The 13625-nt window shown below is 73.3% G+C and carries 14 protein-coding genes; 5 read left to right on the top strand and 9 right to left on the bottom strand.

Features of this window, described 5'->3' with window-relative positions; translation table 11 throughout:
• Positions 1-2: 2 nt before the first annotated feature.
• From IF27_RS07965 to IF27_RS07950, 4 genes are read right to left on the bottom strand one after another with little or no spacing between them, the layout of a single operon-like run.
• Positions 3-1757, bottom strand: coding sequence for an Eco57I restriction-modification methylase domain-containing protein (locus tag IF27_RS07965; RefSeq protein WP_052848683.1), 1755 nt, complete (start codon positions 1755-1757; stop codon positions 3-5).
• The gene (locus tag IF27_RS07960) at positions 1750-2700 is read right to left on the bottom strand and encodes a XamI family restriction endonuclease (RefSeq protein WP_052848682.1); all 951 of its coding nucleotides are present in this window, start codon (positions 2698-2700) and stop codon (positions 1750-1752) included. Before IF27_RS07960 ends, IF27_RS07965 begins: the two co-directional genes overlap by 8 nt.
• Before the next feature lie 44 nt (positions 2701-2744).
• Entirely contained in the window at positions 2745-3122 is a 378-nt protein-coding gene (locus IF27_RS07955) for a DUF3017 domain-containing protein (RefSeq protein WP_110945657.1), read from the bottom strand.
• The gene (locus IF27_RS07950) at positions 3122-3997 is read right to left on the bottom strand and encodes a bifunctional methylenetetrahydrofolate dehydrogenase/methenyltetrahydrofolate cyclohydrolase (protein WP_052848681.1); all 876 of its coding nucleotides are present in this window, start codon (positions 3995-3997) and stop codon (positions 3122-3124) included. Before IF27_RS07950 ends, IF27_RS07955 begins: the two co-directional genes overlap by 1 nt.
• Before the next feature lie 260 nt (positions 3998-4257).
• Here IF27_RS07950 and IF27_RS07945 point away from each other — a divergent pair, with 260 nt between their 5' ends.
• The 3 genes from IF27_RS07945 to IF27_RS07935 all read left to right on the top strand — a co-directional run bounded on the left by IF27_RS07945 (position 4258) and on the right by IF27_RS07935 (position 5908).
• A complete protein-coding gene (locus tag IF27_RS07945; RefSeq protein ID WP_052848680.1) occupies positions 4258-4854 on the top strand; it encodes a DUF4234 domain-containing protein in 597 nt (198 codons plus the stop codon).
• Positions 4855-5005: 151 nt separating this feature from the next.
• Positions 5006-5635 (top strand): HNH endonuclease family protein, encoded by a 630-nt coding sequence (locus IF27_RS07940; protein ID WP_052848679.1) that lies wholly within the window; start codon positions 5006-5008, stop codon positions 5633-5635.
• 21 nt (positions 5636-5656) lie between these two features.
• Entirely contained in the window at positions 5657-5908 is a 252-nt protein-coding gene (locus IF27_RS07935; protein WP_052848678.1) for a hypothetical protein, read from the top strand.
• A gap of 81 nt (positions 5909-5989) precedes the next feature.
• Here IF27_RS07935 and purH read toward each other — a convergent pair whose 3' ends face one another.
• On the bottom strand, positions 5990-7591 hold the full coding sequence (gene purH, locus IF27_RS07930; RefSeq protein WP_052848677.1) for a bifunctional phosphoribosylaminoimidazolecarboxamide formyltransferase/IMP cyclohydrolase: 1602 nt from the start codon (positions 7589-7591) through the stop codon (positions 5990-5992).
• Complete coding sequence (gene purN / locus IF27_RS07925; RefSeq protein WP_052848676.1) at positions 7588-8235, bottom strand: phosphoribosylglycinamide formyltransferase; 648 nt, start codon at positions 8233-8235, stop codon at positions 7588-7590. The genes purH and purN overlap by 4 nt, the downstream gene beginning before the upstream one ends.
• Before the next feature lie 92 nt (positions 8236-8327).
• Here purN and IF27_RS07920 point away from each other — a divergent pair, with 92 nt between their 5' ends.
• Positions 8328-9107, top strand: a complete 780-nt coding sequence (locus IF27_RS07920) for a hypothetical protein (protein WP_052848675.1) — start codon at positions 8328-8330, stop codon at positions 9105-9107.
• 31 nt (positions 9108-9138) lie between these two features.
• Here the strand turns inward: IF27_RS07920 and IF27_RS07915 are convergent, their stop codons facing one another.
• Complete coding sequence (locus tag IF27_RS07915) at positions 9139-10590, bottom strand: cell division protein PerM (RefSeq protein ID WP_190232858.1); 1452 nt, start codon at positions 10588-10590, stop codon at positions 9139-9141.
• Positions 10591-10664: 74 nt separating this feature from the next.
• Here IF27_RS07915 and IF27_RS07910 point away from each other — a divergent pair, with 74 nt between their 5' ends.
• Positions 10665-11357, top strand: a complete 693-nt coding sequence (locus IF27_RS07910; RefSeq protein WP_190232857.1) for an RNA polymerase sigma factor — start codon at positions 10665-10667, stop codon at positions 11355-11357.
• Between the two features lie 124 nt (positions 11358-11481).
• Here IF27_RS07910 and sucD read toward each other — a convergent pair whose 3' ends face one another.
• Both sucD and sucC read right to left on the bottom strand, forming a co-directional pair.
• The gene (sucD, locus tag IF27_RS07905) at positions 11482-12369 is read right to left on the bottom strand and encodes a succinate--CoA ligase subunit alpha (protein WP_052848672.1); all 888 of its coding nucleotides are present in this window, start codon (positions 12367-12369) and stop codon (positions 11482-11484) included.
• Between the two features lie 17 nt (positions 12370-12386).
• The gene (sucC, locus tag IF27_RS07900; protein ID WP_052848671.1) at positions 12387-13562 is read right to left on the bottom strand and encodes an ADP-forming succinate--CoA ligase subunit beta; all 1176 of its coding nucleotides are present in this window, start codon (positions 13560-13562) and stop codon (positions 12387-12389) included.
• Positions 13563-13625 lie beyond the last annotated feature (63 nt).

Here is a 13625-nt window from a genome sequence, read left to right as displayed (position 1 = left end):
GTTCACCACAGGGCGGGTTGCGTCCCCGAGTCCGCCTTTCGTGGACCGTCCGTACCCTCGGACTGCGCGCGATTCCACGCGTCCCACACGTCAGGGCCCAGGCGGCCACGATCCGTCACGCGCATGCCCCGCGCACGCGCCCAGGCCCGGACGACGCCGGTGGCCGCTCCGGGGGCGGAGGCACCGTGCTGCTCCCCGTCCTGCTCCCTGTCCGCGAGAAGTTCGGGGGCGAGGGCGGCGATGCTGTCGGCCGGGAGCGCCGCGAGTTCCCTGGGCTCCATCTTGTGCAGCCCGCCGCCGTACACCCTGCCGCCTCCGCGCATCTCCTCGGCGGTGAGCGAGAGCAGCGCCTCGTGGACGCGCCGCATCCCGTCCGCGCCGCGCTCCAGGTAATGCCGCAGTCGCGCCGTGGGGTAGAGCATCAGGTACATGTTGGTGGCGACCGCGTCGGAGTCGTTCCTGAGGAACCGGAGCGGGCGGCGATCGTCCTTGCCTCTCCCCATGTAGGTCAGGAGGACGGGGGCCGCGTCGCGCGATTCCTGCTTGTACCAGGGGGAACGCTTGCTGACGAGATAGCCGCTCCGGACCTTCTCGTCGGCGCTCTCCAGATAGGCGGCCAGCTCCGGGTTCTCCCTGACCAGTTCCTCCGGGGACAGCGAGCAGTCGATGAGGGCGAGCTGGTCCGGGATGTCAGGCCAGCCGGAACTGTCGGCCGCCACCGCGTCGCCCGTCAATTTCCGTGGACTCGGCAGGATGGGGCGCAGGAATCTCTCCTGAATGCCGATCCGCTCCGCCTCACCGCGCGGGAGGATGAAGAACGCGTTCGAGCCGGTCGCCAGCCCTCGGCGGATGGTGAAGAAATCGGAGAGTCTCGGCCCCGTCGCGCTGCTCGCGGGCCCCGCCACCGACGTCGCGGCATACAGGTAGCGCGACCATTTCTCGGCGGGGTTCAGCTCCGCGTTCCTGACGGACCGGGAGACCTTCGGCGCCGACAGCGTGCCGCCGAAGGAGAATGCGGCCGCGCTTTCCGGAGAAGGGGGGGAATTCCGGAAGACGACGACGCTCGACGTGACCAGCGCGTCGTCGAACTGCGTCTCCGCCGCGTCGTACTGATGGACGCGGACGAGCTCGACCTCGGTCGAGAGGTAACGCTTCAGCGCAACGCCGTAGTTGACGTCCATGAACTCGCTCGGGACCAGCCACGCGGAGACCGCTCCCGGGGCCAGCAGGCGATGGCTGAGCAGCACGAAGTACAGGTAGAGGCCGGAGAGGCCCGAAGGTTTGATCCCCACCTGATCCGCGCACAGGGAGCCCAGTGCGCGCTTCTTCTCCGCGCTCAGGTGGTGGTGGCGGACGTAGGGAGGATTGGCGACGAGCAGCGACGCGGCGGCGCCGGTCGGCGTGCCCGCGTGCGTGAAGTCGCCCTCGACGATCCGGACCCCGTGCTCCCGCCACAGGTCGGCGGCGACCGCCGCGAAACGGGGATCGAGTTCGACGCCGACGGCCCGGCCGATCGTCCTGTCCCCCACGTGCCGCAGCAGGGCCGAGAGCAGCGCTCCCGATCCGCAGGACGGCTCAAGGAAATCGACACGCGTCCCGCCGTGCAGGCTCAGCGCGTACCGCATGATCTCGGAGGCCAGGGGCGGAGGCGTCGCGAACTGCCCCCATGCGTTGCGGGCGGCCTGCGTCCGTTCCGAGTCCAGTTCGCGTTGGAGGACGACCCGCCGCTCCTCGGTCTCGCGCAGCCTGTCAGACACCCGCGGCCTCCAGGTCGTCGATGCGGTGCTCCCACACCCAGTCGAGCCCCTCCGCCGCGGAGTACCCGAGATATCCGGTGTTGAAGTATCCGCAGAGGAAGAGGAGGAGCGAGATGTCGGCGCCGTAGGTCGCCTTGAGCTGGTGGATCTTCGCGGCTTCCTCCTTGCGGCGCTTGTTGGTGTTGGTGAAGTCGCCCGCGGACTTGGCCTCTATGAGGACGGGGAAGCCGTGCGGGCGCGGGGTGTGCGGCTGGATGACGGCATCGACGGGGATGTTGACCGGGTGGCCGTCGCCGACCACCACGATCTGGCGGAACGAGAAGGTGCCGGGCTGCATGGTCCGCAGCGGCAAGGACGCGGGGTGCGCCTTCCTGCTGTACCCGCGGGCGAGCAGCCATTCCTCGATCAGCGCCAACTGGCGCTGCTCCTGGGCGTTCCGCACGATCGGGTCCGCGACGGCTCCGCAGAGGCGGTCGGCGACGACGGTGGCGGCGCGCTCGCGCTGCCGCGGGTCCACCGGGCCGCCCGTGCGGGACCAGGGGAAGAGGTCCTGGTCCAGCAGGTCGTTCAGGACGGCGCACATGCGCCGGAGGTGCCCCGAGAGCACCTCCCGCCGCATCCTCGGGGGGAGCCGCCCGCTCTTCTCCATCGAGTCCAGCAGCGACCTCGACCCGGACGAGAGGCCGACGAGGCGGTCCCTGGCGAGCGGGGGCGCGGTGCTCATCCGGAGGGCGGCCAGGACATCGGGGTGCTCCTCCAGCACCTCGGGGGTGACGGCCGTCATGTCGGCCGTCCAGCCGAAGGCCCGTTCCACCTCGTGCACCGTGACCAGCCGCGTGTCCTGGTACGCCTGGGGAGCAGCCGCCAGGAACCACGCGTTGTAGAGCCGCACGGATGCCCGCACGTCGTCGTTCCAGCGCTGCGGTTTGTCGGCGTTGATCACAGGGGGCGCACCTTCGGCTTGCGGGAGGGAGCGGTGAGGCCGACTCAGCCCGCGGAGAAGCGGAGGAGGTCGTTGAGGAAGGGCAGTTCGAGCCACGGGGCCGGTTCCGCCATCAGCGTCAGCAGCACGATCAGCGCGCCGAGGACGCCGTACGTCAGCACGTCCGTGAAGCGCGACCTGACCGCCAGCATCCCCACCGCCGGGAGCCAGCCGCGCAGCACCGCGCCGCCGAGCAGCGCGCCGCCGACGAGGAGCAGGCCGACGCGGAAGTTCGCCAGCGTGACGAGCAGCCCGAGCAGCGTGACGCCGAGGACGGCGAGCAGCGGCCACTGGCGGATGGGCGCGGGCGCGGAGCCGCTGGCGATGCGGCGCCCGCCCTCGGGGCGGGCGGTGCCACGCGTCGGGTAGCTGCCGGGCGCCATCAGTCCGCCGCGAGGACGTCGGGGGCGGCGGCGCGCTCCGCGGCCTCGACCACGTTCTGGAGGAGCATCGCGCGGGTCATGGGCCCGACGCCGCCGGGGTTCGGCGAGAGCCAGCCCGCGACCTCGGCGACGCCCGGGTGCACGTCACCGGCGATCTTCCCGTTCTCGTCGCGGCTGACGCCGACGTCGAGGACGGCGGCGCCCGGCTTCACGTCCTCCGGCTTCACCAGGTGCGGCACGCCCACGGCGGCGACGACGATGTCGGCCCGCCGCAGCTCGGCGGAGACGTCACGGGTGCCGGTGTGGACCTGCGTGACGGTGGCGTTCTCGCTGCGGCGCGTCAGCAGCAGCGGGAGGGAGCGGCCGACCGTGATCCCCCGGCCGATGACCACGACGTGCGCGCCGTCGATCGTGACGCCGCCGCGCCGCAGCAGGGCGATGATGCCGTTCGGCGTGCACGGCAGCGGAGCGGGCTCGCCCAGGACGAGGCGGCCGAGGTTCGTCGGGTGCAGGCCGTCGGCGTCCTTGGCCGGGTCGATCAGCTCCAGGACGCGGTTGACGTCGATGCCGCGCGGCAGGGGGAGCTGGACGATGTAGCCGGTGCACGCCGGGTCGTCGTTCAGCTCGCGGACCACGGCCTCGATGTCGGCCTGGGAGGCGGTCGCGGGCAGCTCGCGCTGGAGCGACGCGATGCCGACGGCGGCGCAGTCACGGTGCTTGCCCGCGACGTACTTCTGGCTGCCGACGTCGTCGCCGACCAGCAGCGTGCCGAGCCCTGGGGTGACGCCGCGTTCCCGCAGAACGGCGACCCGGGCGGTGAGGTCGGACTTGATGGCCGCCGCGGCGGCCTTGCCGTCCAGAATCTTCGCGCTCATGTCCCCATCCTCCCGGATGGGGGGCGCCGGGGACGAATCCGGGCCCCGGCGCGCGCGGGGCGTCCGTGGGGGGCGTGTTCCGACTTCGCCACAGGTCGGTGAACCCTCTGGACACGACAACAGGACAGACGGTCGAATATGCACTCGCGCGGGTCGGGGGCTCGCTCCCCGTGTGTCGTTTCGCGCTCCGCCGCCCGTCCCCACCGGACCGGGGCGACCGCGCGCCGGACCGTTTCGAACTCATGAGGAGTCTCACAGTCGTGAGCACTGACCACACCCCGCCCGGCCCGTCCCCGGCCGGGCAGCCAGGCCCCTACGGGGCCCAGGGACCGTACGGCGCGCCGCAGCCCGGCGCCTCGGCGCCCTACGGAGCGCCGCCGCCCGCCGCTCCCGCCCCGTACGGCGCCCCGCCGCCCGGCGCCCCCGCCCCCTACGGCGTGCCGCAGGGGGCCACCGGCTTCGGCAGGGCGATGCGCTCGCGCAACGTCTTCGCCGTCTGGCTGGGCCTGCCGATCATCACGCTGGGCATCTACCACCTGGTGTGGTGGTACAAGATCAACAAGGAGCTGTCGCAGTACGACAGCCGCATCGAGGTCAACCCGGCGCTGTCCGTCCTGGCCGTCTTCCCCGGTTGCTTCATCTACGTGCCGATGTTCATCACGGCCTACAACACGGGGAAGCGCGTCGCCCAGGCGCAGCGCGCGGCGGGCATGGCGCCGACGTGCAGCCCGGCCATCTCGTGCGTGCTGGTGCTCCTGCTCAGCGCGCACGCGCTGTACCTCCAGTCGGAGATCAACAAGATCAACGACCACTACGGCAACCCCCCGGAGGGGACGCAGATCCCGCACGTCGCCTGACCGACGCGCGCGGCGCGCACCGGGGCATCCGGTGCGCGCCCCGGGCGCGCGGGTGCGGGGCGCACCGCCGCCCGACATGACGTTCCGTCATGGAGATATCACCATCGGGTAGACCGGTAGTCAGGTGACCCCGCACCACCGGAGGTACCCGATGCGTTCCCCCCGCCCCCTCCCCACCACCCTCGTCGCCGTCCTGGCCGCCCTGGTGACGCTGCTCGTGCCGGGCCCGGCCCACGCGGCGCCGCCCGGCATCCCCGACGCCGCGACCGCCCGCACGCAACTCGCCGCCCTGACCGTCGCCCCCGAGGCCGGGATGTCCGGCTACTCCCGCGACAAGTTCCCCCACTGGATCACGCGCGGCGGCTGCACCACGCGGCAGACCGTGCTGAAACGTGACGGCAGCGACGTCACGACCGGCGCCAACTGCCGCGTCGAGTCCGGCACCTGGGTCAGCCCCTACGACGGCGCGACGCTGACGTCCCCCTCGAAGGTGGACATCGACCACATCGTGCCGCTCGCCGAGTCGTGGCGCTCGGGCGCGGCGGAGTGGACGACACCCCGCCGCCAGGACTTCGCCAACGACCTCGACCACCCGCAACTCCTCGCGGCCAGCGCCTCGTCCAACCGCTCCAAGGGCGACCAGGACCCGGCCGACTGGCAGCCGACGGCCGACTTCCACTGCGCGTACGCCCGGATGTGGGTGAGCGTGAAGCACACCTGGGAACTCGCCGTGGACGAAGACGAGAAAGCCGCGCTGGACGAGATGCTGGGTACGTGCTGACGCATCCGGTATGAGTGGGGCATGAGCGACAGATACACCGTCTTCACGGCGCCGCGCGGCGGCGTGATGACCAAGGAGGTCGGCGTCATCACCGGCGAGTTGGAGCTGCACACCGGCGCCGACGAGCAGGGCACGCTGACCATGCGCATCCGCTACGCGGGCGCCGACGAGTGGTACACCGTGGACGGCGGCCCCTTCACGCTGTACGACCCGCGCGACCACGAGGTGCTGCACGAGGTCGTGGTGCGGCTGCTGCACCGGGACCAGCCCTGACCCACGGCAGAACGGCCGCGCCGCCGACCGGAGTCCGGTCGGCGGCGCGGCCGTGCGTCGTCCGTGCGCCGTGCGCGCGGGTCAGTGGAAGAAGTGCCGCGTCCCGGTGGTGTACATGGTGACCCCGGCCGCCTTCGCCGCCTCGATCACCTGCTCGTCACGGACCGAGCCGCCCGGCTGCACCACGGCGCGCACCCCGGCCGCCGCCAGCACCTCGAAGCCGTCGGGGAAGGGGAAGAACGCGTCGGACGCCGCGTAGGAACCGGCCGCGCGGTCCGCGCCCGCGCGCTGCACGGCGAGCTTCGCCGAGTCCACGCGGTTCACCTGCCCCATGCCGACGCCGACCGTCGCGCCGTCCTTGGCGAGCAGGATGGCGTTCGACTTCACCGCGCGGCAGGCGCGCCAGGCGAAGGCGAGCTGCGCCAGCTCCGTCTCGGGCAGCTCGGCGCCCGCGACCAGCTGCCAGTTCGCCGGGTCGTCGCCCGGCGCCTGGAGCCGGTCGGTGACCTGCACGAGCGTGCCGCCGTCGATCGGACGGTGCTCGGTGCGGGCGGCCGGGGGCTCGGGGCAGCGCAGCACGCGGATGTTCTTCTTGCGCGTGAGCGCCTCCAGCGCGCCGTCCTCGTAGGCGGGCGCGACAATGACCTCGGTGAAGATCTCCGCGACCTGCCCGGCCAGTTCGGCGCTGACCGGCCGGTTGACGGCGATGACGCCGCCGTACGCGGACAGCGGGTCGCAGGCGTGCGCCTTGCGGTGGGCGTCGGCGACGTCGTCACCGACGGCGACACCGCACGGGTTGCTGTGCTTGATGATCGCGACGCACGGCTCGGCGTGGTCGTACGCGGCCCGGCGCGCGGCCTCGGTGTCCACGTAGTTGTTGTACGACATCTCCTTGCCGTGCAGCTGCTCGGCCGCGGCGAGGCCCGTGCCGCTGCCGTCGCGGTAGAGCGCGGCGGCCTGGTGCGGGTTCTCGCCGTAGCGCAGGACGCTCTCCCGCGTGAACGCCAGGTCGGCGCTGTGCGGGAAGAGTTCGTCCGCGTCCGCGTCCTCGCCGGCCTCAGTGTCCAGCCCGGCGAACCAGCCCGCGACCGCGACGTCGTACTCCGCCGTGTGCCGGAACGCCGCCGCCGCGAGGCGCCGCCGTTCGACCAGCGTGAACCCGCCGCCCGCGGCGGCCGTCAGCACGTCCGCGTAGCGCGCCGGGTCGGTGACCACGGCGACCGACGGGTGGTTCTTCGCCGCCCCGCGCACCATGGACGGGCCGCCGATGTCGATCTGTTCGACGCACTCGTCGCGCGAGGCGCCCGACGCGACGGTCCGCGTGAACGGGTAGAGGTTCACCACGACGAGGTCGAACGGCTCGATGCCCAGCTTCTCCAGCTCGGCGCGGTGCTCGGGGCGGCGCAGGTCGGCGAGGATGCCCGCGTGGACGCCCGGGTGGAGCGTCTTCACGCGGCCGTCCAGCGTCTCGGGGAAGCCCGTCAGCTCCTCGACCGGCGTCACCGGCACTCCGGCTGCGGCGATCCGCGCGGCCGTGGAACCGGTGGAGACCAGCTGCACCCCCGCCGCGTGGAGCCCGCGGGCCAGCTCGTCGAGACCGGTCTTGTCGTACACGCTGACCAGCGCGCGGCGCAGGGGCCGGCGCGTCTCGGCGGTTCCTTCGGGGGTTCCTTCGGCCGTCACGGGATATACACCTTTCGTCCCTCGATGCGGTAGCCGTCGCGGGCGAGCCGCCCCACGACCTCGACGAGCAGCCGCCGCTCGACGTGCTTGATGCGCTCGTGGAGCGACGCCTCGTCGTCGTCCGCCTCCACCGCCACCGCCTCCTGGGCGATGATCGGTCCTGAGTCCACCCCGCCGTCCACGAAGTGGACGGTGCAGCCGGTGACCTTCACGCCGTGGTCGAGCGCGTCCCGTACGCCGTGGGCGCCGGGGAAGCTCGGCAGCAGCGCCGGGTGCGTGTTGAGGAACCGTCCGCCGAACTCGGCGACGAAGTCGGGGCCGACGATCTTCATGAACCCGGCCGAGACGACGAGGTCGGGCCGGTACGCGGCGACCGACGCGGTGAGCGCGCGGTCCCAGGCGGGGCGGTCCGTGAAGTCCCTGACGCGGTGGACGAAGGTCGGCACCCCGGCGCGCTCCGCACGCCGCAGCCCCTCGATCCCCGGCCGGTCGGCGCCCACGGCGACGATCTCGGCGCCGTACGCCGCACCGCGCTGTGTGACCGCGTCCAGCAGGGCCTGGAGATTGGTGCCCGACCCGGAGACGAGGACGACGATGCGAGCCACGGGGAGGTCTTTCTTTCGGGGAGGTCTCGGCGCAACGATACCGGCACGCCTCGCTCCCCCCGTGCCGTGGGGCGACCCCGGGCAGGTACCGTCGGGACAACGGCACCTAAGAGGGAGATTCGACGACCACGATGACGGACCGACGCCGTGCCCCCGAACCCAAGGACCGGCCCGACGGGGAGGACAACCCCTTCGCCCCGCCGCCCGAGGGCACCCCCGACCGTCCGTGGCAGCCGAGGCTCCCCGAAGGCGGGGCGGGGAACGGCGACGACCGCCCGGGGGACGATCGGGGCAAGCAGGGCGGCGGCGGTCCCCGCTGGGGAAGCCAGTGGAGCAGCAAACAGCCGGAGCGCGAGAAGGGCCGCTGGGGCGACCCGGCGGGCGGGCCGGAACGGCGGCCAGGCGGCCTCGGCGGCGGCCCGCGCGGCTGGGACCCGACCGACCCGGCGCAGCGGCACGCGCGGTACGCGATGCTCGCCGGGATGTGGGGCGTGTGCAGCGGCGTGCTGCTCGGCTGGCTGTGGCTGGCGCTGCTGCTCGGCGCGCTCGGTCTGTACTGGGGTGTCAGCAGTCTGCGCGGCGGCCCGAAGGACGGCCCGGACGCCAGGGACAAGAAGGTGGACGCGCTCCAGGGGCGCGGCGAGTCCGCGCCGCCTCCGCCTCCCCCGCCGCCCGGCGCGGTCCCGGCGCCGCTCCCGCCGCCGCGCGACAAGCCGCTGCGGACACCGGCGATCGCGGGCATCGTGCTGTCGGGCCTGGCGCTGGTGATCGTGGTGGCGTCCTACACGCTCCAACTCGTCTACAAGGACTACTTCGACTGCGTGGACGACGCGCTGACGCAGCCGTCGCGCCAGTCGTGCGAGCACCTGCTGCCGCGCGAACTGCGGCCGATCCTGGGCGAACAGAACTGAACTGAGCTGATCAGGCGCGCGTGGCGCGGCGTCAGCCGCCGTCCCCCGGCCGGGACGGACGCGGCACGCCGCGCCGCTGCGCGTCGTCCTCCGTCCCTTCCGGCGCCGGCATCTCAGGGACCAGCGCGCCCGACGTCCTGCGCAGCGCGGCCCAGCGCGTCAGCCGGGCGTCCGTACGGTGCCACGCCTTCGCGTCGGCGGCCTCGCGCGGGCGCCGCACCAGGCGTTTGAGCCGCGCGTCCAGCCCGCTCACGCGGGAGGCCCGCAGCAGCAGCGCGAGCGGCGGGACGAGCACCGCGGTCCACGCGGCGGCGGCCAGGCCCGTCAGCCAGGGCTCAGGCCCGAAGTCGGCGAGGGCGCGCGTGCCGAGCGGGCCGCCCGACCAGGACGCGAGGACGCCGAGGCCGACGCCGGAGCCGCAGGCCGTGCCGAGGCCCACGAGCGCCGTGGCCGCCACTCCCTCGTCGGCCGCGCGCGAACGCGACACGAACCACGCGGCCACCAGCGCGCCCGCCACCGGCACGGCGACCGGCAGCGCCCACGCCAGCGGGTGCCCCGGCGTCCCCGAGGGGAGCGCGGCGAGCAGCGGGAAGCCGGGCGCGGCCCCGGCGCCCTGGACGGCGAACGGGCCGACGGCGCTGCCCGCCCCGACCGTGAAGCCGGGCCCGAGGCCGTAGGCGGCGCCCCAGACCGCGGCGTTGGGCGCGAGCGCGCAGGCGAGCAGCAGGACGGACAGCCGTCCCGACCATTCGGTGCCGAGCGCGCCGAACGACGTCTGCGCCGCGTCGGCCCGGACGGCGAGGCATCCGGCGACGAGCAGCGCGCCCGCGCCGCAGGTGGCCGCGAGCCCGGCGACGGACGCGCGGGCGGCGGCGGCGATCCGCGCGCCGGGCAGCCGTCTGACCCAGCCGGGCAGCGCGGCGGCGGGCAGGGCGCCGCAGACGGCCCAGGCGGCGCAGAGCGTCACGGTGAGCGTGAACAGCGGGAGTTGGACGGCGGCGCTCAGCGGATCGACGGCCAGCGGGCCGCCCCGCGCGCACAGGGTGACGACGGCGGCGGCGGGCAGGTAGCCGCCGGTCACCCACAGCGCGGCGCGCGGGCCGTCGGCCGGGTGCACGCCCCAGTCGTGGGCGTACCGGTCGGGGACGAGCGCCGTGCGGACCGCGCGGTGGAGCAGCCAGGCGGGCAGGGCCGTGAGCAGGAGGGGGGTCAGGCCGACGGGGGCGGGGAGTCCGTCGAGGGCGCCCGGCCGCGTGAGGTCGGCGCCGTGGCCGAGGAGCCACAGGTCGGCGGCGACATGCAGGGCGCCGCCCGCGCCGCTGTCGGGGAAGGGTGAGAGGGTCCACAGCAGGAGGACGAGCGCGGCCGGGACGCCGAGGCCGAGCCCGGCCGCGAGCAGCCCCTCGAACACCCAGCGGGCGCGGACGCGGCCGAGCGGGGCGGTCTGCTGGAGCAGCCGGAGAAGGTGTCGCACGTGTCGCACGCGGCCATGCTGCCAACAACACCCCATATGCCCGGGTAACAGGTTTTTGCCGCTGTGTCGCCCACTATGTCGGTATGACCGTATTGACTGATCATCCGGCAAGCCAGCCACCGCCCCAGGAGACGCCGGAACCCGTGGCCGGGTTCGACGCCCTCTACGCGCGGCACGCCGCGTCGCTGAGCCGCCAGTCCTACCTGCTCACCGGCAGCGGGCTGCTGGCGGACCGCGCGGTGGGCTGGGCGTTCCGGCGCGCCTGGGAGCAGTGGTCCGACGTGTCCGCGCACGGCGATCCCGGCGGCTGGGTCAGGGCGGCGGCGTACGACTACGCGCTCTCGCCCTGGCACACCTTCTCGCCCGGCCACCGCCGCCGCACGGCCGAGGTCCCCGGGGAGCTGCTGCCCGTCATGGTGGGCCTGCCGCCCGCCTACCGCAGGGTCGTGCTGCTGCACGAGGTGATGGGGCTCGACCTCGTGCGCACGGCCCTGGAGTGCGAGGCGACCATCGGCGCGACCGAGCGGCGCGCGGCCCACGCCCGTGAGCTGCTGGCCGCCCGGGTGCCCGCGCTGACGGCGGCCGAGCCCGACCGGCGGCGGGACGTGCTGCGCGAGCTGATGGCCGAGGCCGTCGCGCGCCACACGCCCGCCACGGTGCCGCCCGAGGCGGTGCGGAAGGCGGGTGAACGCTCCACGCGGCAGCGCACCCTCGCCGGGCTCGGCGGCAGCGCGGCGACGGCGGGCGCGCTGGTGGCCGCCGCGCTGCTGCACTGACGGCGGCCGGGGGCCCGGGGGCCCGGGAGCGCGGCACAGCGCCGCGCCCCCGGGTCCACGGGGGACCGGCGGGGGCGCGAGCACGGGTCCCGGCGCGTGACGGACGCGCCGGGCTGCGGCCGGATCAGTCGGCCGCCAGCAGTTCCCTGGCAAGACGCGCGGTCTCCGACGGGGTCTTGCCGACCTTCACACCGGCGGCCTCCAGGGCCTCCTGCTTCGCCTGGGCGGTGCCGGACGAACCGGAGACGATGGCACCGGCGTGGCCCATCGTCTTGCCCTCGGGCGCGGTGAAGCCCGCGACGTAGCCGACGACCGGCTTGGTGACGTTCGCCTTGATGAAGTCGGCGGCACGCTCTTCGGCGTCGCCGCCGATCTCGCCGATCATCACGATGAGGTCGGTGTCGGGGTCGGCCTCGAACGCGGCGAGCGCGTCGATGTGCGTCGTCCCGATGATCGGGTCGCCGCCGATGCCGACACAGGACGAGAAGCCCAGGTCACGCAGCTCGTACATCATCTGGTACGTCAGCGTGCCCGACTTCGAGACCAGGCCGATGCGGCCCGGCTTCGTGATGTCGGCCGGGATGATGCCCGCGTTCGACTGGCCGGGCGTGATGAGGCCGGGGCAGTTCGGGCCGATGATGCGGGTCTTGTTGCCCTTCTGGCCCGCGTACGACCAGAACGTGGCGGTGTCGTGCACCGCGACGCCCTCGGTGATGACGACGGCGAGCGGGATCTCGGCGTCGATCGCCTCGATGACCGCGTCCTTGGTGAACTTCTCCGGGACGAAGATGACGGTCACGTCGGCGCCTGTCGCCTCGATCGCGTCCTTCACGCCGCCGAACACCGGTACCTCGGTGCCGTCGAAGTCCACCGTCTGACCGGCCTTGCGCGGGTTCACGCCGCCGACGATGTTCGTGCCGGAGGCCAGCATGCGCCGGGTGTGCTTCTGGCCCTCGGACCCGGTCATCCCCTGGACGATGACCTTGCTTTCCTTGGTGAGGAAGATAGCCATGGTGAGTGTGGGTTCCTTTACTTCGCGGCCAGCTCGGCGGCGCGGGCAGCCGCTCCGTCCATGGTGTCCACCTGCTCGACGAGCGGGTGGGCGGCGTCGGTCAGGATCTTCCGCCCCAGCTCGGCGTTGTTGCCGTCGAGCCGCACGACCAGCGGCTTGCTGACGCTCTCGCCCTTGCTCTTCAGCAGTTCGAGGGCCTGCACGATGCCGTTGGCCACCGCGTCGCAGGCGGTGATGCCGCCGAAGACGTTGACGAACACGGAGGTGACCTCGGGGTCGCCGAGGATGATCTCCAGGCCGTTCGCCATCACCTCGGCCGAGGCGCCGCCGCCGATGTCGAGGAAGTTGGCCGGCTTCACACCGCCGTGGGCCTCGCCCGCGTAGGCGACGACGTCCAGGGTGCTCATGACGAGACCCGCGCCGTTGCCGATGATGCCGACGCTGCCGCCGTCCAGCTTCACGTAGTTGAGCCCGCGCTCCTTGGCGGCGGCCTCCAGCGGGTTGGCCGCGGCCTTGTCCTCAAGCGCGGCGTGGTCGGGCTGGCGGAACTCGGCGTTCGCGTCGAGCGACACCTTGCCGTCCAGCGCGACGATCCGGCCGTCGCCGGTCTTGACCAGCGGGTTCACCTCGACGAGGAGCGCGTCCTCCTCGACGAAGACCGTCCACAGCCGCTGGAGCACGTCCACGACCTGGTCGGCGATCTCGGCCGGGAACTTCGCGGTCTCGACGATCTCGCGGGCCTTCGCCTCGGTCACGCCCTCGACGGCGTCCACCGGGACCTTGGCCAGCGCCTCCGGGTTGGAGACGGCGACCTCCTCGATCTCGACACCGCCCTCGACGGAGGCCATCGCGAGGAACGTCCTGTTGGTGCGGTCCAGCAGGAAGGAGACGTAGTACTCGTCCACGATGTCGGCCGTCTGGGCCAGCATCACGCGGTGGACCGTGTGCCCCTTGATGTCCATGCCCAGGATCGCCCGAGCCTTCTCGACGGCGTCCGCCGGGTCCGCGGCCAGCTTGACGCCGCCCGCCTTGCCTCGGCCACCGGTCTTGACCTGGGCCTTGACGACCGCGCGGCCACCGAGCCGCTCCGTCGCCTCGCGCGCCGCCTCCGGTGTGTCGATGACTTCGCCGGCCAGCACCGGCACGTCATGCTTCGCGAAGAGATCCCTCGCCTGGTACTCGAACAGGTCCACGCGCGTCCGTCCCTCAATCTGATGTCTCGCGGTTCGTTGTCAGCGTGGGCGTGCCGCGCGGTC

It is taken from the genome of Streptomyces avicenniae, from assembly GCF_000719135.1.
Lineage (GTDB): Bacteria > Actinomycetota > Actinomycetes > Streptomycetales > Streptomycetaceae > Streptomyces > Streptomyces avicenniae.
The sequence above is the reverse complement of the archived record's forward strand: the minus strand, read 5'-3'. Positions and strand labels throughout refer to the sequence as shown.